General features: G+C 61.7%; 25 protein-coding genes and 1 riboswitch. Of the genes, 19 read left to right on the forward strand and 6 right to left on the reverse strand.

Features of this window, described 5'->3' with window-relative positions:
• Positions 1-33: 33 nt before the first annotated feature.
• The gene (locus SPHINGO391_RS24420; protein ID WP_152011286.1) at positions 34-408 is read right to left on the reverse strand and encodes a hypothetical protein; all 375 of its coding nucleotides are present in this window, start codon (positions 406-408) and stop codon (positions 34-36) included.
• Positions 409-601: 193 nt separating this feature from the next.
• Between SPHINGO391_RS24420 and SPHINGO391_RS24425 the strand changes: the two genes are divergently transcribed.
• The 10 genes from SPHINGO391_RS24425 to dctP all read left to right on the forward strand — a co-directional run bounded on the left by SPHINGO391_RS24425 (position 602) and on the right by dctP (position 10,487).
• Positions 602-1,444 carry a MoxR family ATPase gene (locus SPHINGO391_RS24425; RefSeq protein ID WP_152011287.1) on the forward strand — a complete coding sequence of 281 codons (843 nt, stop codon included), beginning with the start codon at positions 602-604 and terminating at the stop codon, positions 1,442-1,444.
• Between the two features lie 76 nt (positions 1,445-1,520).
• Complete coding sequence (locus SPHINGO391_RS24430; protein ID WP_152011288.1) at positions 1,521-2,702, forward strand: GGDEF domain-containing protein; 1,182 nt, start codon at positions 1,521-1,523, stop codon at positions 2,700-2,702.
• A 56-nt stretch (positions 2,703-2,758) separates the two neighbouring features.
• Positions 2,759-2,836: riboswitch (SAM riboswitch) on the forward strand.
• A 58-nt stretch (positions 2,837-2,894) separates the two neighbouring features.
• Positions 2,895-3,842: a homoserine O-succinyltransferase gene (metA, locus tag SPHINGO391_RS24435; protein ID WP_152011289.1), complete on the forward strand. Its 948-nt coding sequence runs from the start codon at positions 2,895-2,897 to the stop codon at positions 3,840-3,842.
• On the forward strand, positions 3,839-4,303 hold the full coding sequence (locus SPHINGO391_RS24440; protein ID WP_152011290.1) for a GNAT family N-acetyltransferase: 465 nt from the start codon (positions 3,839-3,841) through the stop codon (positions 4,301-4,303). The genes metA and SPHINGO391_RS24440 overlap by 4 nt, the downstream gene beginning before the upstream one ends.
• Before the next feature lie 140 nt (positions 4,304-4,443).
• Positions 4,444-4,947 (forward strand): hypothetical protein, encoded by a 504-nt coding sequence (locus SPHINGO391_RS24445; RefSeq protein ID WP_152011291.1) that lies wholly within the window; start codon positions 4,444-4,446, stop codon positions 4,945-4,947.
• A 58-nt stretch (positions 4,948-5,005) separates the two neighbouring features.
• Complete coding sequence (locus SPHINGO391_RS24450; RefSeq protein ID WP_152011292.1) at positions 5,006-6,190, forward strand: VWA domain-containing protein; 1,185 nt, start codon at positions 5,006-5,008, stop codon at positions 6,188-6,190.
• Between the two features lie 78 nt (positions 6,191-6,268).
• Complete coding sequence (locus SPHINGO391_RS24455; protein WP_152011293.1) at positions 6,269-7,279, forward strand: aldose epimerase family protein; 1,011 nt, start codon at positions 6,269-6,271, stop codon at positions 7,277-7,279.
• A 120-nt stretch (positions 7,280-7,399) separates the two neighbouring features.
• Positions 7,400-7,987, forward strand: a complete 588-nt coding sequence (locus SPHINGO391_RS24460; protein ID WP_244615351.1) for a TRAP transporter small permease subunit — start codon at positions 7,400-7,402, stop codon at positions 7,985-7,987.
• 3 nt (positions 7,988-7,990) lie between these two features.
• On the forward strand, positions 7,991-9,280 hold the full coding sequence (locus SPHINGO391_RS24465; RefSeq protein WP_152011294.1) for a TRAP transporter large permease: 1,290 nt from the start codon (positions 7,991-7,993) through the stop codon (positions 9,278-9,280).
• Positions 9,281-9,410: 130 nt separating this feature from the next.
• On the forward strand, positions 9,411-10,487 hold the full coding sequence (gene dctP, locus SPHINGO391_RS24470; RefSeq protein ID WP_152011726.1) for a TRAP transporter substrate-binding protein DctP: 1,077 nt from the start codon (positions 9,411-9,413) through the stop codon (positions 10,485-10,487).
• Positions 10,488-10,558: 71 nt separating this feature from the next.
• Here the strand turns inward: dctP and SPHINGO391_RS24475 are convergent, their stop codons facing one another.
• Positions 10,559-11,056, reverse strand: a complete 498-nt coding sequence (locus SPHINGO391_RS24475; protein WP_152011295.1) for a tetratricopeptide repeat protein — start codon at positions 11,054-11,056, stop codon at positions 10,559-10,561.
• A gap of 129 nt (positions 11,057-11,185) precedes the next feature.
• Here SPHINGO391_RS24475 and SPHINGO391_RS24480 point away from each other — a divergent pair, with 129 nt between their 5' ends.
• The 3 genes from SPHINGO391_RS24480 to SPHINGO391_RS24490 all read left to right on the forward strand — a co-directional run bounded on the left by SPHINGO391_RS24480 (position 11,186) and on the right by SPHINGO391_RS24490 (position 14,601).
• On the forward strand, positions 11,186-12,535 hold the full coding sequence (locus tag SPHINGO391_RS24480) for a cytochrome c peroxidase (protein WP_244615353.1): 1,350 nt from the start codon (positions 11,186-11,188) through the stop codon (positions 12,533-12,535).
• A gap of 135 nt (positions 12,536-12,670) precedes the next feature.
• On the forward strand, positions 12,671-13,576 hold the full coding sequence (locus tag SPHINGO391_RS24485; protein WP_152011297.1) for a PfkB family carbohydrate kinase: 906 nt from the start codon (positions 12,671-12,673) through the stop codon (positions 13,574-13,576).
• Positions 13,567-14,601 carry a tagatose 1,6-diphosphate aldolase gene (locus SPHINGO391_RS24490; protein WP_152011298.1) on the forward strand — a complete coding sequence of 345 codons (1,035 nt, stop codon included), beginning with the start codon at positions 13,567-13,569 and terminating at the stop codon, positions 14,599-14,601. Before SPHINGO391_RS24485 ends, SPHINGO391_RS24490 begins: the two co-directional genes overlap by 10 nt.
• A 14-nt stretch (positions 14,602-14,615) precedes the next feature.
• Here SPHINGO391_RS24490 and SPHINGO391_RS24495 read toward each other — a convergent pair whose 3' ends face one another.
• Positions 14,616-15,203 carry a histidine phosphatase family protein gene (locus SPHINGO391_RS24495; protein WP_152011299.1) on the reverse strand — a complete coding sequence of 196 codons (588 nt, stop codon included), beginning with the start codon at positions 15,201-15,203 and terminating at the stop codon, positions 14,616-14,618.
• 46 nt (positions 15,204-15,249) lie between these two features.
• Here SPHINGO391_RS24495 and SPHINGO391_RS24500 point away from each other — a divergent pair, with 46 nt between their 5' ends.
• Positions 15,250-16,638, forward strand: a complete 1,389-nt coding sequence (locus SPHINGO391_RS24500) for a hypothetical protein (RefSeq protein ID WP_152011300.1) — start codon at positions 15,250-15,252, stop codon at positions 16,636-16,638.
• A gap of 27 nt (positions 16,639-16,665) precedes the next feature.
• Complete coding sequence (locus SPHINGO391_RS24505; RefSeq protein WP_152011301.1) at positions 16,666-17,751, forward strand: Gfo/Idh/MocA family oxidoreductase; 1,086 nt, start codon at positions 16,666-16,668, stop codon at positions 17,749-17,751.
• A gap of 3 nt (positions 17,752-17,754) precedes the next feature.
• Here the strand turns inward: SPHINGO391_RS24505 and SPHINGO391_RS24510 are convergent, their stop codons facing one another.
• Positions 17,755-18,516, reverse strand: coding sequence for a GntR family transcriptional regulator (locus SPHINGO391_RS24510; protein ID WP_152011302.1), 762 nt, complete (start codon positions 18,514-18,516; stop codon positions 17,755-17,757).
• Positions 18,517-18,621: 105 nt separating this feature from the next.
• On the opposite strand from SPHINGO391_RS24510, the gene SPHINGO391_RS24515 reads away from it, so the two are divergent.
• From SPHINGO391_RS24515 to SPHINGO391_RS24530, 4 genes are read left to right on the forward strand one after another with little or no spacing between them, the layout of a single operon-like run.
• Positions 18,622-18,909 (forward strand): UxaA family hydrolase, encoded by a 288-nt coding sequence (locus SPHINGO391_RS24515; protein ID WP_152011303.1) that lies wholly within the window; start codon positions 18,622-18,624, stop codon positions 18,907-18,909.
• Positions 18,910-18,920: 11 nt separating this feature from the next.
• Positions 18,921-20,102 (forward strand): UxaA family hydrolase, encoded by a 1,182-nt coding sequence (locus tag SPHINGO391_RS24520; protein ID WP_152011304.1) that lies wholly within the window; start codon positions 18,921-18,923, stop codon positions 20,100-20,102.
• Between the two features lie 25 nt (positions 20,103-20,127).
• Complete coding sequence (locus SPHINGO391_RS24525) at positions 20,128-21,060, forward strand: hydroxyacid dehydrogenase (RefSeq protein ID WP_152011305.1); 933 nt, start codon at positions 20,128-20,130, stop codon at positions 21,058-21,060.
• Positions 21,057-22,061 carry an Ldh family oxidoreductase gene (locus tag SPHINGO391_RS24530; protein WP_152011306.1) on the forward strand — a complete coding sequence of 335 codons (1,005 nt, stop codon included), beginning with the start codon at positions 21,057-21,059 and terminating at the stop codon, positions 22,059-22,061. The genes SPHINGO391_RS24525 and SPHINGO391_RS24530 overlap by 4 nt, the downstream gene beginning before the upstream one ends.
• Positions 22,062-22,104: 43 nt before the next feature.
• Here the strand turns inward: SPHINGO391_RS24530 and SPHINGO391_RS24535 are convergent, their stop codons facing one another.
• Positions 22,105-23,427, reverse strand: coding sequence for a TRAP transporter large permease (locus tag SPHINGO391_RS24535; protein WP_152011307.1), 1,323 nt, complete (start codon positions 23,425-23,427; stop codon positions 22,105-22,107).
• Complete coding sequence (locus SPHINGO391_RS24540; RefSeq protein ID WP_152011308.1) at positions 23,424-23,954, reverse strand: TRAP transporter small permease; 531 nt, start codon at positions 23,952-23,954, stop codon at positions 23,424-23,426. Before SPHINGO391_RS24540 ends, SPHINGO391_RS24535 begins: the two co-directional genes overlap by 4 nt.
• Between the last annotated feature and the right edge of the window lie 240 nt (positions 23,955-24,194).

The following is a 24,194-nucleotide window of genomic DNA, read 5'->3' on the forward strand; positions in this document are numbered from 1 at the left end:
CGACAAATCCCGATTGATCAGAGCGGGGCGGAATCAATCCGCCTTTGTCACCGAGGCAATGACGAAGGTGTGCAACTCGTCCGCACCGTGATCGCGGATGGAGATGTATTCCCCGGTCTTGAAGACGTGATTGGACAGTCTGAAACCGGTTTCATCGTCGTCATCATCTGCGGGGTCATAATCGAATGCCCAGCCGACTTTCGGGTGATGGACGAGATAGCCCAGTTCCGAGCGCTCGCCATCCCAGAACCGCACCACCGTCGAAGATGACGGCGCCTTTTCCCAGGCGGCCTTGTCGAGATGGCCTTCCTGGTCCAGCGGCGCATGAATGTCATAGCCGCGATGGACGTTGCCTTCGGGGAATTCCTTGTTGCGGGCCATGACCAGATGGATGTGGTAAAGCGTCATGTCATTCTCCAGTTGATGCTCTCGGCATGTTCAGACTCATCCTGTCGCGCCCTTGCGGGCGCCGCCTTGATCTGGCGCAAACCGTCGTCGCGGGGAAATGCCATTCCCGCGAACGGGTTGCGTCCCGCGCCCGAGTGTGGTGTTGAAGATGCGATCGAACCAAGCCGCCCGACAGGCGGTGTATGGAGGAAGTATGCAGTTTGAAGGCACGTCCGCCTATGTGGCGGAAAAGGATCTCACCGTTGCGGTCAATGCCGCGATCCGGCTCGAGCGGCCGCTTCTGGTCAAGGGTGAACCCGGCACAGGCAAGACCGAACTTGCCGTGCAGATCGCCAGTGCGCTGGGACTGGAGCTGATTGAATGGTCGGTGAAATCCACCACAAAGGCGCATCAGGGGCTGTATGAGTACGATGCGGTCAGCCGGTTGCGCGACAGCCAGCTTGGTGATGAGCGTGTCAACGACGTGGCCAACTACATTCGCCGTGGAAAACTCTGGGAAGCTTTTGCAGCCGACAAGAAGACGGTGCTGCTGATCGACGAGATCGACAAGGCCGATATCGAGTTTCCCAACGACTTGCTGCAGGAACTCGATCGCATGGAGTTCTTTGTCTATGAGACCGGCGAAACGATCCGGGCCAGACAGCGGCCGATCGTCATCATCACATCGAACAACGAGAAGGAATTGCCCGACGCATTTCTGCGCCGCTGCTTCTTCCACTATATCCGTTTTCCCGACATGGAGACGCTGCAGCGGATTGTCGATGTGCATTATCCGGGGATCAAGCAAACACTGGTCCGCGAGGCCCTGACGCAGTTCTACGAGATCCGGGAGACAGCGGGGCTGAAGAAGAAACCCTCGACGTCCGAGGCGCTGGACTGGATCAGGCTGCTCGTTGCTGATGACGTGGCACCGGAAGCCCTGCGTGGGGACGCCAAGAACGCGTTGCCGAAACTGCACGGCGCGCTCTTGAAGAACGAGCAGGATGTCCATCTTTTTGAGCGGCTGGCATTTTTGGCAAGGCAGCGCGGCAATTAGTTCTTGCCGGTAATTAATTGGCTAGGTTTGGCTGTTAGCTTGGGTGGCTCCGGACACTCGCGAAAGGCCGATCAACTTGCCGTATGCCACCCTGTCATATGAATGGCTTGGACCTGCAATCTTCCTGTCCGGCGGTGGTGCATTCCTGCTGCTTTATCTGCATGACCGCAAGCAGCAGGCTGCGTTGCGCCTGTCCGGTGCCTATCTCTTGTCGGTGGTCGGCTTTATTGGGGTCATGCTGGTCGATACTGACCGTCAGCCAGCCTACCAGGCGCTCATCCTGGGATCGCTTTTTGCCGGCCATTTCCTGTTGTTGTGGGGGGTGGCCTCGCTGTTCGGCAAAGATGTGCCATGGCCGCCCTATGTCCTGGCGGTGTTGCTGACTGCCGGCGCGGCACTCTACGCAAACCACCAGGGGCCGTTGTTCTGGGTGCGGGTGATTGCCGTCAGCGGGTTCGCGAGCTTTGTCTATCTGATGTGCTGTCTGCTGGTCTGGCGCGCGAGAAGCCACCGGGTCGATCTGGTGCTGGCATCGGTGTTCCTGATCCAGGCGGGGTTGTCCGCGAGCAGGGTTGTCAGGGTGGAGATCTCAGACGTCGATTTGACAACACACAGCGCCTTCAAGAGTTCGCAACTTGCTTCGTCGATGCAGACAGAGAATGCCATCTTCGCGATCATGATCGGGCTTGCGCTGTTTGCCCGTTACTCGGTGACGCTGGTGCAGCATTTGCGCCGGCTTGCGGAAACAGACCCGCTGACCGGGTTGCTCAACCGTCGTGCCTTCGAAGCCAGGGTGCAGGCACTCAGGGCGGCCTCCGCGCCGTTGCCAACGGGCCTGATCATCTGCGATATAGATCACTTCAAGCGCGTCAATGATCGCTACGGTCATGAAGTCGGAGATCGTACGCTCAAGGCGTTTGCCCGGCTGTTGGAAAGGGAGACGCCACAATCAGCCCTTTGTGCCAGGCTTGGCGGCGAGGAATTCTGCATCCTGGTTGCCGGTCTCGATGACGAGGCGATCCGGCTTCAGGCCATACACCTGCGCAGCGCGGTCGAGCGGCTGCATATTGCCACCAGCACCGGAAGCCTTCGACTGACGGCGAGTTTCGGCTACTGCGAGCTTGCTCCCGGCGACGATCTGCCGAGAGCCTTGGCAGAGGTAGACGCGGCCGTGTACCAGGCCAAGAGTGATGGCCGCAATCTGGTGCGGCGCGCCGGTTCGCCAGCAACGGCAACCCAACAGGCCCGGTTTGTCTGATCAGCGTTGCGGCTTGTCATCGCCGTGCGATTGACCTTGCCTGCAAGCCTTACTAGATTGCGTTTCGTGGTGATTTGGCCGGCCGGCTTGCAGCCACGTTAAACAACTCGCTAAATGGCCGACGGGGCGCGTTCCCACCGGACCGGTAGCGTTGACATTCGCGGCCGGTTTTTTGTTGGAGCTTACAGCGTCATGCCGATCCGTATTCCCGATGGTCTTCCCGCCCGCGATGCGCTTGTGCGCGAAGGCGTGCAAATCATGGATGAATCCGTTGCCGTGCGGCAGGATATCCGTCCGCTTCATATCGGGCTGTTGAACCTGATGCCGAACAAGATCGCCACTGAAACGCAGATCGCGCGGCTGATCGGGGCGTCACCGCTGCAGGTCGAACTGACGCTGGTGCGGATCGGCTCGCATGTGGCCAAGAACACTTCGGAAGATCACCTGATCAATTTCTACCACACCTGGGACGAGATAAAGCACCGCAAGTTCGATGGCTTCATCATCACCGGCGCGCCGATCGAGACGCTGCCGTTCGAGGATGTGACCTATTGGCAGGAGATGGAGCAGATCCTCGACTGGACGACCACCCATGTTCATTCGAGCTTTTTTGTCTGCTGGGGGGCGATGGCTGCGGCCTGGCACTTCCACAAGGTGCCGAAGCGGGCGCTACAGGAGAAGGCCTTTGGCGTCTACCGGCACCGCAACCTCAACCCTGCCTCTCCCTATCTCACGGGATTTTCGGACGATTTCCAGGTTTCGGTGTCTCGCTGGACGGAGGTCCGCCGCGAGGACCTTACGCCGGATTTCGAGATCCTGATGGAAAGCCAGCAGACGGGCCTGTGCCTGTTGCACGAGGCTTTCGCCAACCGGCTCTACATCTTCAATCATATCGAATATGATTCCGGCACGCTGGCCGAGGAATATTTCCGCGACGTGAAGTCGGGGACACCGATCAAGCCGCCGGCAAACTATTTTCCGGATGACAACCCGGACAACAAGCCGCAAAACCGCTGGCGCAGCCATGCCTTCCTGCTGTTCGGAAACTGGATCAACCAGGTCTACCAAACCACGCCCTTCGACATCCAGGAGATCGGGGAAGACCGTTTGCCGGCCGGAAAAGAGGGAGTGAATGCATGAGCGGGAGTGTTGAAATACGGCCGATAACGCTTGCTGACGAGCCCGAATGGCGGCGGTTGTGGACACTTTATCTGGAATTCTACGAATCAAGTGTGCCGGAGGAGGTCTACCGGACCACGCTGGCCCGCATCGCCGGTCCCCACGCCGCAGGTGAGGCCTCGTTCTACGAGCCGCGCGGGATGCTGGCGCTGGTGGACGGCAAGCCTGCCGGGCTGGTGCACTACATGTACCACCGCCACGGCTGGAAGGTGGAGCCGGTCTGCTATCTCCAGGACCTGTATGCCGCGCCGGACGTGCGCGGTACCGGTCTTGGCCGGGCGCTGATCGAGGCGGTCTACGCGCAGGCCGACGCCGATGGCTGCCCGAGCGTCTACTGGATGACGCAGGAATTCAACGCCACCGCGCGAAAGCTCTATGACCGCATCGCCACGCTGACGCCGTTCATCAAGTACAGCCGGTAGACCTCACCGGGAACGAAGTGGCGGATTGCGATTCCGGATAAAGCCGCCGGATCAGCCTCAAGCTGGATCCGTTCCGTGAAATGTGAGAACATGATCGCTGATCAGACCCATACCGGCGAAGCGATCGGGGCGTGGCGGACATGGCCGTGCGGGAAGACAGGACATTCGAGAAAGTCATCGCAGCAATCGTTGGCCTCGCCTGCCTGCTGCTGGCGGCTGGATGGGCAACGCGCGAGGACCCGGCGGAAAAGCCGTATCTGGAAATTGCCGGCGGCGGCTTTGTCTACAACTACCGCGAAGCGCAGGTTTATTACGGGTTTGTCGCCAATGTGCTCAAACCGCTACCGGTCGGGACCTGGCTGATTGCCGAGTTCGAGGACCCGGCGGGCGGACCGCCGCTCGCCGTCGAGACCAGGCTGCACGCGCGCAGCGTCCGTTACGGCGTTCATTCTCCACAGGTGCGCGGCGTCAAGGCTGGCAAGCCCTATCATGTCGCGCTCCGGCTTTACGACCACACCCGCAGCCGGCTGATCTGGTCCGGGGAGAAGAATTTCACCAGCCAGATCGACGACACCGTCGTTCCCGACAAGCCGCTGACCATCGGGCCAGGCTATTTTCCCAATCCGGAACTCAAGGGCGGCTGAAGACGATCGGCACTAAACCGGTTGGCAAGGGCTTGGCATTGCGGCTATGGTCGCGCCCATGTTTCTTCCGTTTTTCCTAGAGCTCAAAGCCGCTAAAGTCCCGGTCTCGCTGCGCGAATATCTCACCCTGATGGAAGGGCTTGAGGCCGGGCTGTCGCGCTATGATGTCGAGGGTTTCTATTACCTGGCGCGGGCGGCGCTGGTGAAGGACGAGCGCCATATTGACCGGTTCGACCAGGTGTTCTCGCACTATTTCCGCGGTGTCGAGGCAATCGGCGGCGAAACCGGCGTCGATGCCCGCAACCTGCCCGAGGAATGGCTCCGGCGGATGGCGGAGAAGCATCTGAGCGAAGACGAGAAGAAGCTGATCGAGAGCCTTGGCGGTTTCGACAAGCTGATGGAAACCCTCAAGCAACGGCTCGAGGAGCAGCAGAAGCGGCACCAGGGCGGGTCGAAATGGATCGGTACCGCCGGCACGTCGCCTTTCGGGGCCTATGGCTACAATCCCGAGGGCGTGCGGATCGGCCAGGACGAAAGCCGTCATCGGCGGGCGGTGAAGGTCTGGGACAAGCGGGAATTCAGGAACCTTGATGACAAGGTCGAGCTCGGCACACGCAACATCAAGGTGGCGCTGAGGCGGCTCAGGCGCTGGGTGCGCGAAGGTGCGGCGGAAGAGTTCGATCTTCCGGGCACCATCCAGTCGACGGCGGAACATGGCTGGCTTGACGTCAAGACCCGGCCGGAGCGCCGCAACGCGGTCAAGCTTCTGATGTTTTTCGATGTCGGCGGCTCGATGGATGATCACATCAAGGTGGTCGAGGAGCTGTTTTCCGCGGCGCGGGCCGAGTTCCGACACATGGAGTATTTCTACTTCCACAACTGTCTCTACGAGGGGGTCTGGCGCGACAACCGCCGGCGGCGCCAGGAGTTGTTGCCGACGGCGGAGGTGTTGCGCACCTACGGCTCGGACTACCGGGTGATCTTCGTCGGGGATGCGGCCATGAGCCCGTACGAGGTGGTATCGGTGGGCGGCTCGGTCGAGCACTGGAACGAGGAGCCGGGCCAGGTCTGGCTGACGCGGATGCTCAACCATTTCCACAAGGTGGCCTGGCTCAACCCGACACCGGAAGCCTATTGGCCGCATACCCATTCGACGGCGCTGATCCGGCATCTGTTCGGTGATCGTATGTTCCCGATGACGCTTGCGGGACTGGAAGCTGCGACGCGTCAACTGACGCGCTGATGCGGTCTTGCGCCGGACTGAAAACAGGATCATGTCTTCTTCCGAAACCATCCGCCGCTGATTGACGGGAGAAACAGCATGACGATTGAAGCTTTCGGCCAGACTGCGGACGGTGAGACGGTGCACCGTGTGACGATAAACGGTGGCGGGCTGACAGCGAAGATCATGACCTGGGGCGCCACCCTGCAGGATCTCCGGCTGGAAGGCCACGCGCCGCCGCTGACGCTGGGCTTCCCCGACTTTGCCAGTTATCCGCTGTACTCGCCCTATTTCGGCCAGACCGCCGGGAGGCATGCCAACCGGATTGCCGGCGGCCGGTTTGTTCTTGACGGGGTCAGCTATCAGCTCGAATGCAACGAGCGTGGTATCAACCATCTGCACGGCGGCAGTGCCGGTATCGGCAAGAGGTTGTGGACGCTGGAAAGCCACGGCAGCGATCACGCGGTTTTTTCAATTGTCGATCCGGATGGCCAGTCGGGCTACCCCGGCACGATGAAGATCGAAGCCCGCTATGAGCTTCGTGCTGGCGGCTGCATGGCCATCACCTATACCAGCGTCACCGACCGGCCGACGCTCGCCAACATCGCCCATCACAGTTATTTCACCCTCGACGATGCCGACGACATCCTCGATCATGAAATGATGATCGCGGCAGATCATTACCTGCCGGTCGATGCGGAGCAGATCCCCACCGGCGAGATCCGGGACGTGGAGGGTACGGACTTCGATTTCCGTGAACTGCGGCCGATCCGCCGTGAAGGCCCGGACGGCCAGGTGGCCTATGACCACAATTTCTGCCTGTCGACCGAACGGCAGCCGGCCCGGACCATTGCGCTGGCGCGGTCGATGCGTTCGGGGATTGCCATGGAGCTTCGGTCAAGCGAGCCGGGTTTGCAGTTTTACGCCGGGTTCAAGGTCAAGCCGACGGTGCCGGGGCTGACCGGAAAACCCTATCCGGCCTTTGCCGGCTTCTGCCTTGAAACCCAGAGCTGGCCCGACAGCCCCAACCATCCCGGCTTTGCCGGCGCCGTACTTCGGCCCGGCGAGACGCTGGTGCAGCGGACCGAGCACGTGTTCATTCGGAGCTGACACTCAGCCGGTGAGAATTTCCGGTCTTGACAGGCGTCGAGAAATAGAAGCCCATAGGGAAGGTCTTATATAAGACTTGCGGACGCGGTTTGGCGGGTGGCCCTGGGGAGGACCAAGACCATGACGGTGATTCTGGCGGTGCTCAAACCGCTGGCGGGGTTGAACACCCTGCTTCTAAGGGCTGGTCGCAACATTGCCTGGGTGGCTATGGGGCTGATGGTGCTGATCATCATCCTGCAGGTGGTTTTCCGCTACATCCTCGGCAATGCATTGGCATGGCCCGATGAGGGCGCACGTTTTCTGATGCTTTGGATGACGGCGCTGATTGCACCAACGGCCTATCGCTGGGGCGGGTTTGTTTCCATTGAGATGGTCAAGGACCTGTTGCCCGCGCGGCTTGGCGCCTTGCTCGGCCTGATGCTGTTGCTGGTGTCGCTGGTCGTGCTTGTCTACGGATTCCGGCTCGGGCTCAACCATGTCAACTCCGGCTGGCTGTTCAATTCCAGCTCGCTGAAGCTGCCGCTTGAGTTTCTCGGCCTCGGGCTTGTTCGCATCAAGCTGGCATGGATGTACATGTCGCTGCCTGTCGGCCTGTTTATTATGACCCTTGTCAATGTCGAGTTGTGTCTCAAGGCGCTTGCTCACCTCATCGATCCGGAGGCCGAGTTGCCCGAGGATCATGACCGGGTGATCGTGGCGGTGGAGTAGGCCATGCTGTTCTTCTTCCTGCCGCTGTTCCTGATTTTCCTGATGATCGGCCTGCCGGTGTTCTTCGGCATGTTGGCAGCCCCCGGGTTTCTGCTCTGGCTCAACGGACAGGAACGCGACATCGCGCTGCTTTACCGCAACGTCTTCACGGGCATGGATTCGTTTCCGCTGATGGCGATCCCGTTCTTCATGCTGGCGGGCGAGCTGATGAACCGCGGCGGCATCACCATGCGCATCGTCGAGTTCAGCCAGGCGATGATCGGTCATCTCAAGGGCGGTCTTGCGCATGTGAACATCCTCTCCTCGATGCTGTTTGCAGGCCTGTCCGGCTCCGCCGTTGCGGATGTTTCGGCCTTGGGATCGATGCTGATCCCGGCAATGGAGAAAAACGGCTACACCCGGAAATTCGCGGCGGCTGTGACCGCGGCATCCTCGGTGATCGGGCCGATCATTCCACCGTCGGGGATCATGATCATCTATGCCTATGTGATGGGAGAATCGGTGGCTGCACTGTTTCTCGCCGGCATCGTTCCCGGGGTGCTGGTCGGCGTCGGCCTGATGATGGTCGTCGCCTTTCTTGCCAAGCGGCACGATTTTCCGGTTGCGGCGCGCAAGGCGAGCTGGCCGGAGCGCGGGCAGGCAAGCCTGAAGGCGTTCTTCCCGCTGCTGACCCCGGTGATCATTCTCGGTGGGATCCTGGGCGGCGTGTTCACGCCGACGGAGGCGTCTGCGGTGGCGGCAGTCTATGCCTTCATCGTGTCGCTGTTCATTCTCAAGACCATGGGCTGGGCAGACCTGCCAAAAGTGCTGACAAAGGCTGCGATGACGACGTCGGTGGTGCTTTTGCTTGTCGGTGCCGCAATGGCGTTCAAGACCGTGGTCAGCCTGTCGCACACGCCGGAGATCCTCGCCAATTTTATCCTTGGCCTTTCGGACAATCCCTACATCCTGCTGTTCCTGATCAATGTTCTGCTGTTCATCGTCGGAATGTTCCTTGATGCGGGACCGGCGATCATTATCCTGGGTCCGATCCTGGGGCCGATCTTCACCGATCTCGGCGTGCACCCGGTGCACTTCGCCATCATCATGAGCGTCAATCTGACCGTCGGGCTGGCGACGCCGCCGATGGGGCTGGTGCTGTTCGTCACCTCAAGCGTGTCGGGCGAGCGGGTGGAAACCATCGCAAAGGCTATCCTGCCGTTTCTGCTGGTGGAGGTGATCGTGATCTTCCTGATCACCTTCGTGCCGCAGATCTCGCTGTTCGTGCCGCAGCTGTTCGGATTCGCGCGATGAGAAACGGGAAGCTTGCGGAAGATGTTTCCGACAGCTTGTGCCCGGTTGACAAGGACAGGGATGTTGTCGATCTTGTGTCTTATATAAGACTAGTGATGCATAACAATTATCAACGGGAGGCTCTTCAATGATCTTGAAACAGGCAATGAAAACACTGACCGCGGCGGCGCTGGGACTTTCGGTCCTCGCCGGCGGCATGATCACGGCGGCGCAGGCGGCCGATATCAAGCTGCGTGCAACGGCCAACTCGAACGAGAACGACGAGGACTATGACGGTCTGATCGTGTTCAAGGACTATGTCGAGAAGGCCTCGAATGGCGCGATCGAGGTCGAACTGTTCATCGGCACGCAGCTGTGCTCGACCGGCGCGGAGTGCCTCCAGGGCATCGCCGACGGGTCGATCGACATCTACATCTCCACCTCAGGCGGCGCGTCCGGTATCTTCCCCTATGTGCAGGTTCTGGATCTGCCTTACCTGCTGCGCGATGACCGCATTGCCGAGGCGGTGCTGACCGAAGGTACCTTCGTCCGGGCGCTGCGCGAACAGATGCTGGCCGATTCGGGCGGCATGATCCGGCTGATGACGATCGGCAACACGGGCGGATGGCGCAACTTTGCCAACACCAAGCGCGAAATCCGTTCGCCGGCCGACATGGATGGGTTGAAGATCCGCACGGTGGTGGCAGACCTGCCGCAGGAACTGGTTCGCGCCATGGGCGCGTCGCCGACCCCGATTCCCTGGCCGGAACTGTTCACCTCGTTCCAGACCGGTGTGGTCGAAGGCACCCAGAACGGCATCACCGACATCATGGGCATGAAGTTCCCCGATGCCGGGCTGAAATACCTCACGCTTGACGGCCATTCCTACATGGGTGCGCTGTGGTACATGAACAATGACCGGTTCATTGGGCTGGACGAAGGTCTGCGCCGTGTCGTGGTAGACGGTTTTGCGGCCCTTCAGCAGGCGACATTCGCATCGCCGAAGCGCAAGTCCATCGACGCCTACAAGGCGTTTGCCGAAGTGGGCGGTGCGGTCTACGTGCCGACCATGGAAGAAAAGGCCCAGTTCAAGGAAGCCGCAGCCCCGGTGTTCGAGTGGTTCAAGGCCAATGTCGAGGGTGGAGCCACCTTCTATGACCTGCTGGTCGCCGAAGCCGCGAAGGCCTCCGAGATGATCGATGGCGGTGCGATGAAGGACATGCAGTAAGGCTGCACGGGTTTCAAAAAATGCCAGCCGCCCGGATCACATCCGGGCGGTTTGTCTTTTGGAATGGGCGTTCAGCGAAACGGGTACATCCAGGGACGGTAGTCGTTGATCAGCACCTCGGCGCGGCGGATCTGTTCCTGTGTCATCTTCCTCGCCACGTCCTCGATCGAAATCGCCGCGTCCGGATCGCCGCCGATGGCCGAGAGGCCGTACCAGAGATAGGCGCGGACCAGATCGACGGCCGTGCCGCGGCCAACCTCGAAGTACCAGCCGATGCCGGATTGCGCGCCGGGATGCCCTTTCATGGAGGCGCGCAGGTACCACTCGAAGGCGCGCTCGTCATCGCGTTCGACGCCCAGGCCCATGGCATACATGACGCCGATCAGTTCCTCGGCATCGGCATTGCCGGAGCGGGCGGCGGGCAGGAACTCGGCCATGGCCTCCTCGAACCTGTGGCTTTCCATCAGCATGCGGCCCTTCTCGATCTCGGCTCTCGCTGGAAGAGCAATGCTGATGGCCAAGCCGAGAACAAGCAGGCCGTGTTTGGCGTTTGCAAGCGGAACTTTCATTTGTCATTCTTTCGCTGCGAAGTCAGGTGGCCGAGAATAAGGGCGGTGCGCCCGGGCTGGCAAGGCGGTGGCCCGATGGCCCGGAGGAGGAGCACCCGCATGGGGACAAGGCGGACGGGAGGCTGGAAGGTGAGAAACCAAGCAATCGCCGGACTGCGCTCGCTCGTTGCAGCGCTTGGCCTACTTGCAGGCGTCAGCCTTTCTGCCCCGCCGGCCCAGGCGCAGGTCCTGCCAAAGCCGCTGACGGACGCGGATTTTCATGATTTCGATCCGAAGCTCGCGGAGATTGGGCGTCTCCTGTTCTACGATCCGATCTTGTCGGGGAACCGCAATATCTCCTGCGGCACCTGCCACCACCATGATCTTGCCTCCGGGGATGGCCTGGCGCTGGGGGTCGGCGAGGGCGGCACGGGCATCGGCGCCAAGCGGACAACCGGACAAGGAGCCGACCTGATCGAGAAACGGGTGCCGCGCAATGCGCCGGCGCTGTTCAATCTCGGCGCCCGCGACATCAGCGTGCTGTTCCATGACGGGCGGCTGAGTGTCGACGATATTTTCGGCAACGGCTTCAACTCCCCGGCGGAGGAGTATCTGCCACTCGGGCTGAAGGGCATCCTGGCGGCGCAGGCGCTGTTTCCGCTCACATCGGAAACGGAGATGGCCGGCAATCCGGAGGAGAACAAGATAGCCGGGGCCGCCTATGACCGGATCGATTATGTCTGGCCGCTGCTGGTCGAGCGTGTACGGGGGATTCCCGCCTATCTCGACCTGTTTCGTGGCGCGGACGCCTCGATTGCCACGGCGGGTGACCTGGGCATCGTGCACATCGCCAATGCGCTCGGCGATTTCATGAATTCCGAATGGCGCAGCACGGACAGCGCGTTTGACCGTTCTCTTGCCGGCGACGGGTCTGCGATGTCGCCCCCGGCGCGGGCGGGCATGGAGCTGTTCTTTGGCAAGGCGGGATGCGTCAGCTGCCATTCCGGGCCGCTCCTATCGGATCAGGGGTTTCATGCCCTGGCGCTGCCGCATTTCGGTCCAGGGCGGACCCGGCGGTTCGATCCCTATGTGCGTGACGTCGGGCGCATGGCCGAATCGGACAGGCTCGAAGACGCCTACCGGTTTCGCACGCCGATGCTGCGCAACGTGGCGCTGACCGGGCCATGGGGCCACAATGGCGCCTATGCGACGCTGGAGGGGATCGTGCGGCACCATCTCGATCCGATTGCGTCACTGGAGGCCTGGACGCCGGATATGGTCTTGCTGCCGGCGGATGCGAGGTTCGAAAGGGTCGATTTCATTGCACTCGACGACAGCCGCGAGCGGGCGCGGCTGAAGGCGCGGGTCGATATCGCGCCGGTCATGCTTTCCGATGCGGAGGTTTCACAACTGGTCTCGTTTCTCAACGCCCTGACCGGGAGCGCGAAGGGACGGCTGGGACGGCCGCCTGCCGTCCCGAGCGGATTGCCGGTGGATTGAAGCGGCGATTTTTGTGTGGTCCACGGTCACCGGAGCTGCGCATTCCATCTTGTGTCTTATATAAGACTTGATATGGTCGATTCCGGGCGGGACGATTTGCCTCTGCCGGAAGAGTGCCTGGGATAGAAGCTTGCAATGACAAAGATCGTGACCACCGGGGTCGCAGTGGTGGATTTCGTCTTCTTTCTCGACGAGATGCCGCGGCTGGCGGAGAAGTACCGCGCGAACGGTGCCGAGATTACCGGCGGGGGCGGTGCCGCCAATGCCGCCGCGGCGATTGCCCGGCTTGGCGGGCATGCGATGCTGGCAAGCCGGCTCGGCTCGGACCAGGTGGCCGACATGATTGTCGCCGGACTTGAGGCCGATGGCGTCGACTGCGCAATGGTGCGCCGCTTCGAGAGACGGCGATCCTCGTTCTCGTCGGTGTTCATCGACCAGGCCGGCGAACGCCAGATTGTCAATTTCCGGGATCATGACTTGCCGATGGATGCCGGGTGGCTGAAGGAGGCGCTGCCGCAGACTTTCGATGCGGCGCTGGCCGATACACGCTGGCCCGATGGAGCCGAAGTGCTCATGCAAACCGCGCGTGAGCGTGGTCTGCCCGGCGTGCTTGATGGAGAAGCGCCGATCCGCGAAGCGGAGGCGGCGCTGCACCAGGCAAGCCATGTCGCCTTTTCGGCGCAGGGACTGCGCGACTGGGCGGAGCATGACGACCTCGACAAGGCGCTGGCGGATGTTGCCGCGGATACGGGATCTTTCGTCTGCGTGACCGATGGCGCCAGGGGCGTGTTCTGGCGGCAAGGTGCGGCATCCGGATCCGAGCCGGCCTTCGCCATTACACCACTTGACACACTGGGCGCGGGCGACGTCTGGCATGGCGCCTTCGCCTTGCTGCTCGGAGAAGGGGCGTCACCGCCCGAAGCGATCCGATTTGCCAGCGCCGTTGCAGCGATCAAATGCACCCGAACCAATGGCCGCGCCGGCTATCCGACACGCGCGGAAACCGAATCCTTCATGAAAGAGACACCGCTATGCAGCTGAGCGCAGGCAAATTGTGGGGCATGCGCCGCATGGCCGACGACAGGGGACTGTTCAAGATGACAGCCGTTGACCAGCGGCCGCCGATCAAGGGGCCGATCGCCAAACATCATGGCGTGGCCGAGGCGCCCTGGGAAGAGGTGGCCGCGTTCAAGACCCTGCTGATCGAGACCCTGCAGGGGCAATCCTCGGCGATGCTGCTGGATCCGCATTTCGCGATTCCCAAGGGGATCGGCAAGCTTTCGCCAACAAAGGGGCTGATTGTCACACTCGAGGATTCTGTGTTCGAGGAAACGCCTGAAGGGCGGCTGTCGAGCGAGATCGATGACTGGTCGGTGGCCAAGATCAAGCGGATGGGCGGCGACGCGGTCAAGGTGCTGGCCTGGTACCGGCCCGATGCGCCCGAACACAACCGCCAGAAGCAGAAGGATTTCACCAAGCGGATCGGCGAGGCCTGTGCGCGGTATGACATTCCGTTTCTGTTCGAACTGCTGGTCTATCCGCTCAAGAGCGATGCGCACCAGACCACCGATTATGTCGAGATGACCGGCAAGCGCACCGACCACGTGCTGCAATCGGTGGCCGATTTCGCCGCGCCCGAGTTCGGCATCGACGTGTTCAAGCTGGAAAGCCCGGTTGCGGCGAAGGATGTTCCCGAGGGTGGCGACGCGGACGTGCAGGCGGCATTCGACGAGATGGGACGGCTTGCCGGGCGGCCCTGGGTGATGCTGTCGGCAGGCGCCGGCAAGGCCGAGTTCCGCAATATTCTTGCCCATGCCTACAGGGCCGGTGCATCCGGTTATCTCGCGGGAAGGGCGATCTGGCTCGAGCCGTTCGGACTTTATCCCGACTGGGACGCGATGCGGCAGGGGCTGGAGACCGGTTCGGTCGACTATATGCGCGATCTCAATGCACTTACCGACAAATCCGCGACGCCCTGGGACAAGCACCCGGTGTTCGGGCCCGAGGGTGCGCGGTTCTCACCCGCCGACCAGAGTTTCCGCCACAGCTACAGCGATTTCGGCTGATGCACGGCCTGGCCCTAGTCGAGCAACAGGCGGTTGATGACACGCGGCTTGTCGCCGGGATTGATGCCCGGCGCGATGATAACCGCCTCGCCTTCGCGCGGCGTGGTTCCAGAAATGGCGCGGATCAGAACCGGATGGGTAACCATCAGCTGATTGCCGGCGCCGTAAAAGTCGTCAACGGCTGCAATCAGTTCGCCGGGGATGAGTTCCGGATCACCGCCGCTGACGATCGAGTTGAGATAGGCCCTGGTCTCGACATTCGAGCTTCCAAAGGCGAGTTCCGCCGTTTCAAGCGCCCGGCAGAACTCCCCGGAATAGACTGCAGAGATGGAGACGGCACGGGCCGCAAACCGCATGCCGATGCGACGGGCTTCCTGGATGCCCCGATCGGTCAGGCTCTTGCGGTTTTCGCAGTCTCCAAGATCGGGCCGGAGCGGTTCGCCGCCCGGGGTGCGCGCATAGCCCAGCAGGATCGTGTATCCGCCCTGCGCCAAACGTGCCCAGGCGGCCTCCGTGGCCGTGCTCTTGGTGGAAGGGGCAATGGCAAGCATTGCCATTGCGAGGAAGAGGGCCGCAGGCCAACGTCGCAGGTTCAATTTCATGTCTGCAATCTAGTGTTTTTACCCGATGATGTAAGGGGGAATGTCGATGTCCGGTGAAACTCTCACCATAGGCGTTCTGCCGCTCGGACGGCCGACCTTCGACGTGGCATTCGCCGAGGAGATGCTCGCGGGCATGATGGCCGATCTCAGGGCAAGCGGCCACCGGCTGATCGGGCCGGAAAAACTGCTGATGGACGCCGATGCCACGCAAGCGGCGATGACGGACATCAAGGCCGAGAAGCCGGACCGCATCCTCATCCTGCAGGTCACCTTCACCGATGCCGCGCTGACATGCCGCATCGCGGACACGTTCCCGCAACCGTTGGCGATCTGGGCGGTGCCCGAGCCGCGTCTGGGCGGGCGGCTGCGGCTCAACGCGTTCTGCGGGCTCAATCTTGCCTCGCATGCCCTGGGGCTGCGTAACCGGCTGTTTTCGTGGCGGTACGCGGCTCCCCATACTTCAGGTATCGAGGCATTGCTGACAGAAGAGCCGATGGTTTGCCCTTTGATTTCGCAGATAACTGATGCAGACCCAGAGTATGGCGGCGCCTTGCTGGACGGTCTGCGCGGCAGGACCATTGCCCGGATCGGCGCGCATCCGGACGGGTTTGACACCTGTGCCTATGACAGCGGCCGTCTCGCAGACCTGACCGGAATGACCGTGACCGGGTTCGAGCTTGCGGACCTGTTTGACCGGGCTCGGGCGGCGCCGGAAGCCGCGGCCACCGGGCTCAAGACCGAGCTATCGGCAAATCTAGCCGGCCTTGATCAGGTTGACCAGACGGAGCTCGACCGGTCGCTGCGGCTGAAACTGGCGCTCGACGGAATGAAGGCCGAGGGCGGTTTCGACGCGTTTGCCATCCGCTGCTGGCCGGAGACCTTCACCGAATATGGCGGCGCCGTCTGCGGTCCGGCCTCGATGTTGGGCGAGGGCCGGGTGCCGTGCGCCTGTGAGGCCGATGTCTATGGCGCGGCGACGCAGCTCCTGCTGCAGGCCGCAAGCGACCAGCCGGTATTCCTGGTCGACCTGGTCGATCTGGATCCGAGCGATGACACCGGCGTAGTCTGGCATTGCGGCCAGGCGCCGATGTCGATGGCGGATCCGGACGCGGTTGCCCGCGCAACGATCCACACCAACCGCAAGATGCCGCTCCTGTTCGAATTTCCGCTCAAGCCGGGGCCTGTCACCTTTGTCCGGTTGAGCCAGGCGCGCGGGCAGCAAAGCCTGATCATCGCCCGGGGCGAGATGCTGAAGCGCGACATGGCTTTCACCGGCACCTCCGGCGTGGTCAGGTTCGATCGGCCGGCTGAGGAGGTGCTCACGCGGATCATCGACAGTGGGCTCGAGCACCACATGGCGCTCGCCTATGGCGACCATCTGGGGGCGCTGGAAAGCTTTGCCGCTGCTGCCGGCCTGCCGGTCATCCACCTCTAGAGTTTCTCCGAACATCAGGGCTTTGCCATGGCAGACATCAGATACGGCATCATCGGCTCCGGCATGATGGGGCAGGAACATATCCGCACGATCGGATTGCTGGAGGGCGCGCAGGTGACCGCTGTGAGCGATCCGGATGAGGGCATGCGCTCAAGTGCCGCGCATATGGCGGGCAAGGATTGCGCCGAATTCACTGATCATGCCGACCTCCTGCGCTCGGGGCTCTGCGACGCGCTGGTGATCGCGGCTCCGAATCATCTGCATCACCGGATTCTCAAAGATGTGCTGCCCGCGGATCTTCCGATCCTGGTGGAAAAGCCCTTGTGCACGACGCTGGCGGATTGCGAGGACATCCTGAAGCTTGCCGGGGTGCGGACGGCGCAGGTCTGGGTGGCGATGGAGTATCGCTACATCCCGCCGGTGGCGCGGCTGATCGAGGCGGTACACGCGGGAGAAACCGGCGTGCCGCGGATGATATCGATCCGCGAACACCGGTTTCCGTTCCTGAAGAAGGTCGGTGACTGGAACCGCTTCGAGGCCAAGACGGGCGGCACGCTGGTGGAAAAATGCTGCCACTTCTTCGATCTGATGCGGCTCATCGCCAAGGCCGAACCGGTCCGCGTCTATGCGTCAGGCAGTGGGGACGTCAATTTCCGCGACGAGGACTATGATGGCGTACGCCCGGACATCCTCGACAACGCCTTCGTGGTGGTTGATTTCGACAATGGCCTGCGCGCCATGCTGGATCTCTGCATGTTCGCGGAAGGTTCGAACTGGCAGGAAGCGATCGCGGTGACAGGCGACATCGCCAAGGCCGAGGCGTTCGTGCCGGGACCATCCCGGTTTGCGCCCGACGGCAAGGAACGGCATTCGGAATTCGTGCTGTCGCCGCGCGCGACCAAGCGCGAACAGCGCGAGATCGTCGATGTCGATGCCGCGATCCTGGCGGTTGGCGATCACCATGGATCGACCTTCTTCCAGCATCAGAAATTCCTGGAGATGATCCGAAACGGTGGCATGCCCGAGGTCTCTCTCGAGGATGGGCTGAAGGCGGTGCGGATCGGCTTGGCGGCGGAAAAATCGGCCAAGACCGGCACGGCAATCAGCCTCTGAAATTCAGCGCAAATTGACCGCGTAATGGATTTCGCGGGTGATGCACCGCGACCAGCGCAATTCGACCGGACGGTTTTCCAGATCGCGGGCCAGGCGGCTGATCAGGAGCAAGGGCTCTCCATTTTCGCAGCCCAGTTTTGCGGCGTCACGGGCGCTGGCGGCGATGGCCTTGAGGCGCTCCTCGGCGCTGCCGATGGTGATGCCCCAGCGTTCGGAATAGAGCCTGTAGACATTGTTCGGGATGATTGTCAGGTGATCGAAGTCGGGGAAACGATTTGACGGCAGTGTGATGGTTTCGATCAGGATCGGCTGACCGGACAGTGAGCGAATGCGTTCGATGCGGATGACCTCATCTGCATCACCGAGGCCGAGCGCTTCTTTTTCGGTTTTGGTCGGGCTGGCGGATCCGGTGCTGAGCACTTTCGAATCCGGAAAGTTCGGGCTGCCCTCGTCCGGCGAAAGCCGGAAGAACTGGAACATGATCCGGCTTTCCTCAGGCTCGGCGACGTAGGTGCCGCGGCCCTGGCGGCGCAGCAGAAGATTGTCGGCCGTCATCGAATCGAGCGCCTTGCGCACAGTGCCCTGGCTGACATTGAGCTGGCGCGCCAGCTCCATTTCGCTGGGCAGTAGCATGCCCGGCAGCCAGGCGCCATCGACCAGACGGCGCATCAGTCGTTCACGAACCTGGGCATAGAGCGGCTTGAAGCCGATTGGCTCTCCGCTTCCGGATTCTGCTGCTTCCGGCACCTGTTTTTTGTTTTCCATGCTCTGCCCCGGTTGACTTTTCATTCATACCATATCTTATGTCTTATATAAGACTTGAATGTCGTATGCCACCAGAATACACCTTATCCACATTGGAGGACAAACGTGACCACCCCCCATTTGCTAGTTCATGACCACGCGGACAATGTCGGTGTCGTCGTTGTCGAGGGCCTGAAGGCCGGGACCAAGATGCTGTGTGTCGTCACGCATGACAATTCCAGCTTCGAGCTGGTCTCGAATGCCGATGTGCCGATCGGCCACAAGGTCGCGCTCAAGGACATCAAGTCGGGCGATACGGCGATCAAGTACGGCGAGGACATCGGAAAGTTCGTCGCCGATGTCGAGAAGGGCGCTCACGTCCACACCAACAACCTGAAAACCAAGCGCTGGTAGGAGCCCTGATCATGGCATCGAAATACTCAAACATGACGTTTCAAGGCTACCGGCGTGAGAACGGCCGGGTCGGCGTGCGCAACCACGTCCTCATCCTGCCGGTCGACGACATCTCCAATGCGGCCTGCGAGGCCGTGGCCAACAATATCAAGGGCACACTCGCGATTCCGCATGCCTATGGCCGGCTGCAGTTCGGCGAGGATCTCGATCTGCATTTCCGCACCATCATCGGCACCGGGGCAAACCCAAACGTGGCGGCGGTGGTCGTGATCGGCATCGAGCCGGGCTGGACCAAGAAGATCGTCGACGGGATCGCTGCCACCGGCAAGCCGGTGACCGGTCTGTCGATCGAGCAGAATGGCGACCTGAAGACGATTATGGAAGCCTCGAAGGTGGCCAAGGAATATGTGCATTTTGCCTCCGAGCTGCAGCGCGAGGAGTGCTCGATCTCGGAACTCTGGGTCTCGACCAAGTGCGGCGAGAGCGACACGACGACAGGCCTGAGTTCCTGCCCGACGGTTGGCAACATGTATGACAAGCTGCTGCCCGAGGGCATCTACGGCTTCTTCGGGGAGACCTCGGAGATCACCGGCGCCGAGCACATCTGCAAGACCCGCGCCATCAACGAGGAGGTTGGCGAGCGCTGGTACAAGATGTGGAAGGCCTATCAGGACGACGTCATCTTCGCCCACCAGACCGATGATTTGTCGGACAGCCAGCCGACCAAGGGCAATATCGAGGGTGGCCTGACCACCATCGAGGAGAAGGCGCTCGGCAACCTGGAAAAGATCGGCCGGACATCGAAATTCATCGACATCCTCGACCCGGCCGAGCAGCCGGCATCGGGCAAGGGGCTCTATTTCATGGATTCGTCCTCGGCGGCTGCGGAATGCGTGACGCTGATGGCGGCAGGCGGTGCGGTGATCCACACCTTCCCGACCGGTCAGGGCAACGTGATCGGCAACCCGATCGTGCCGGTGATCAAGATCTCGGGCAATCCGCGCACGCTCAGGACCATGAGCGAGCATATCGATGTCGATGTGACCGGCGTGCTGACCCGCGAGATGACCATCGACGAGGCCGGCGATTCGCTGATCGAGATGATCATCCGCACATCGAACGGTCGCGCCACCGCGGCGGAGGCACTCGGTCACCGCGAATTCTCCATGACAAAGCTCTACCGTTCCGCTTAAACCTGAGGAAACAGGTGGAGTTGAAATGGCAGATATCGTCATAACCGAATTCATGGACGAGGCGGCTGTTGGCCGCCTCGTTCGTGTGCACGATACACTTTATGATCCGAAACTGGTGGATGATCCGGCGGCATTGCACGATCACCTGACCTCGGCGCGCGCGCTGATCGTGCGCAATCGTACCCAGGTGCGCGAGACGCTTTTGAGTATGGGTCCCAAACTGCGTGTGGTGGGGCGACTGGGTGTCGGGCTCGACAATATCGACGTGGTGGCCTGCAAGGCGCGCTCGATTTCGGTCATTCCGGCAACCGGGGCCAATGATCTCTCGGTGGCGGAATATGTGATCACATCCGCGCTGATGCTGCTGCGCAGCGCTTTTTTGCGTACCGCCGATGTTGTCGCGGGAGAATGGCCGAGGCAATCGATGATGGGCCGGGAACTGGCAGGCAAGACCATCGGTCTTATCGGCTATGGCTCGATTGCCCGCGAAGTGGCCTGGCGGGCGCATATGATGGGGATGCAGATCGTTGCCTATGATCCCTATCTGATGGCGGACCATCCGGGTTGGCAGATTGCCCGCAACGTGTCGCTTGATGCGGTGCTTGAACTCTCGGACGTGGTCTCGCTGCATACCCCGTTGACCGATGCGACGCGCAACATCATCAACGACGAAGCGTTGTCGCGGATGAAGCCGGATGCGATCCTGATCAATGCGGCGCGCGGCGGGATTGTTGACGAGGCCGCGCTTGCGGAAGCGCTCAAGGCCGGCCGTCTCGGCGGTGCCGCGCTTGACGTTTTCGAGACCGAACCGCTGACCGCGGAAGCAGGGGCGACGTTCAAGGGATTGGAGAATCTGGTCCTGACCCCGCATATCGCCGGGGTGACGGGAGAATCCAACGAGCGGGTCAGTCATCTGATCGCCGACAAGGTGCTTGAAGCGCTGGGGAGCAAGGCATGAGCGATACGCTGACGATGACGCCGGAGGCGGTCGCCGAGTTGATAAGTGGAGCATTGACGCGCAGCCGGACGTCTGCGGAAAACGCTCTGTCGGTGGCGCGGGCGCTGCTGGCTGCCGAACTGGCGGGACAGAGCGGCCATGGCCTGCGGCGCGTCGAGGCCTATTCGGCCCAGGCAAAGGCGGGCAAGGTTGACGGCTTTGCCGTTCCGACCGCGACGGAAACAAGGCCGGGTGCGCTGGCGATCGATGCCGCCAACGGTTTTGCCTATCCGGCGATGGACCTTGCGCTCGAATGGTTGCCACAGGCTGCGAAGAGCCAGGGGATAGCCATCGCCGGAATCCGCCGTTCGCACCATTGCGGTGTTGCGGGCGTGATCGTCGAGGCGCTGGCCGAGCGCGGCGTTGCGGCGCTGATGGTTGCCAATGCGCCGGCGGCCATGGCGCCCTGGGGTGGACGCCGACCGCTGTTCGGCACCGATCCGATTGCCTTTGCCGCTCCGTTAAGCGATGGCGCGCCGGTGGTGGTGGATATCTCCCTGTCCAAAGTGGCGCGTGGCAAGATCATGGCGGCAGCGCAGAAGGGCGAGCCCATCCCGGAAGGCTGGGCGCTCGATCCGGACGGTCGGCCCACGACCGACGCCAAGGCCGCAATGGCGGGAACAATGATTCCGCTCGGGGACGCCAAGGGCACGGCACTGGCGCTGATGGTGGAACTTCTCTGCGCCGGGCTGACCGGAGCGAATTATGCCTGGCAGGCGAGCTCGTTCTTTGATGACAAGGGTGATCCGCCCGGAACCGGGCAGGCGATCATCGCGATAGACCCGGATGCGTTCGGCCCCGGTGGCGCCGAACGCATGGCGCTGATGGCCGACATGGTTGCCGGCACGCAAGGTGCACGTCTCCCCGGGCGCCGACGGCAGCAGATCCGCGCCGATCTGCTCGAGAACGGAATACCGGTCGATGCCGAGCTTGCGGCTGCCATCCGCGCTATCGGGGTCTGAGCCGAGCCTGGGCCAACTATCGGCGAACCTTCATGCGCCTCGATCAGTAAAGCATCCTGACGGCGACGAGCGTTATGGCCGGGAACATGGTCAGGATGGCGACACGGATGATGTCGGTCAGGACGAAGGGGAACACCCCGCGATAGGTTGCCGACAGTGGCGTGTCCTTCGCCATCGAATTGATGACGAACAGGTTCATGCCAACCGGCGGTGTTATCAATCCAACCTCCACCACAATCAGCACGATGATGCCGAACCAGAGTGCGAACTCCTCGGGTGTAAGGCCGAAATCGAGCGCCGCCATGATCGGGAAGAAAATCGGAACGGTCAGCAGGATCATCGACAGAGAGTCCATGACGCAGCCGAAAACCAGGTAGAGGAGCAGCACGACAACCATCACAAGCCAGGGGTTGAAGCCCTGGTCGCCAACATAGGCGGCAGCCGTCTGCGGTAACTGGCTGAGCGCCAGGAAGGCGTTGTAGACGCCGGCGCCAAAGACGATGAGAAAGATCATGCCGGTGGCGCTGGCGGTCGTCAGAATGGAGCTCATCAGCGAGGATCTTGTCAGCCCGCCATTGAAGAGCGCGATCAGGCCGGTGCCGAAGGCGCCGATCGCCGCTGCCTCGGTGGGCGTGAAGATGCCGCCATAGATGCCGCCGACCACGGCGATGAAAACCAGAAGCACTGGCCAGACAGCAATCAGGCTGCGGAAGCGCTCGGAATAGGGTGCGCGCTCGCGCTGACCGGCGGAGCCGGGCTTGAGCCTGACATAGATGGCAATGGCAATCATGTAGCCGATCGCGGCGAGAATGCCGGGTATGAAGGCCGCGACAAACAGTTTTGCAATGTTCTGCTCGGTCAGGATGGCGTAGATGACGAGGATGACGGAAGGCGGGATCAGGATTCCGAGCGTTCCGCCGGCGGCCAGTGCGCCGGTCGCCAGTTCGCCGGAATAGCCATAGCGCTTGAGTTCGGGCAGGGCGACCTGACCCATCGTCGCCGCCGTCGCCAGCGAGGAACCGCAGATGGCGCCGAAGCCGGCGCAGGCGCCGACAGCAGCCATGGCGACGCCGCCTTTCTTGTGTCCCATCCAGGTTTCAGCCGCCTTGAAGAGCGCCTGGGACATGCCGCCCAGGGTGGCGAACTGGCCCATCAGCAGGAACAGCGGGATGATCGAGAGCGAATAGCTCGAAAACGTGCCCCAGGTCAGGTTCTTGAGCTGGGCGAAAATCATCAGGAACGAGCCATTGATGAAATAGCTGCCACCGATACCCGTGATCAGCATGGCAAGCCCGATCGGAATTCGCAGGAAGATCAGCAGCAGAAGAACGGGAAAGGAGAGCAGTGCAATGTCGATATTGGTCAATGTACCGTCTCTCCATGCATCTGGCCACGACCGGTCAACAGCGCACGGGCACTGAGGATCACACACCAGAAACTTATCAGAACAAAACCGAAGGCGCCGACCAGACCCGAGGCATAGGCCCACCAGATCGGGTACTGGATGATGAACGTGGTTTCGCCATAAGCGAACTTGTCAAGCGTGCCGTCCCAGTGCTTCCAGGTGAGGAGAACGGCGATGGCAAGCATCAGCAGATCCGCGATGAGGTCGATCAGCCGGTTGGCGCTATCGCCCATATGCATGGTGAGGATCTCCACCGATGCATGCTGGCGGTTGATCTGAACCCACGGCAGGAAGGAAAAGACGGCGAAGCCGGTGCCGAGCTCGACAAGTTCGAAATCGCCGCGAATGGGCCCAAGCCCGACCCACAGCAGGGCTCTGCCGGCCACCGATGTGACTGTGGTAAGAATGACGATTACCAGGACCAACCCGCCCAGGATGGCCAGGAAAGCAGCAAGTGACCGCATCAGCCGGTCTATCCGGTCAAACATTTCAAACCTCCCCGGCGTGGCCGCGGCCACGCGCCCCTAGGACCATATCCTGACGGGTACCATTAGAAGCCTGTGCAGGACCGGCCGGGTCTTGTAAAGACCGGATGTTGCCGGGCCGTCCACGCAGGCTACCCTGGATGCGCTGTTGTGGTGACCAATCGGCGTCCGATTCGATCCGGCAACTTCCCGCGGAATTGGCCCCCATGGCCCTCTTTCAGGGTCCTGATGTGATTCCGGCGG

The organism is Hoeflea sp. EC-HK425 (assembly GCF_902498795.1).
In the GTDB taxonomy this organism is placed as follows: Bacteria; Pseudomonadota; Alphaproteobacteria; order Rhizobiales; family Rhizobiaceae; genus Hoeflea; species Hoeflea alexandrii.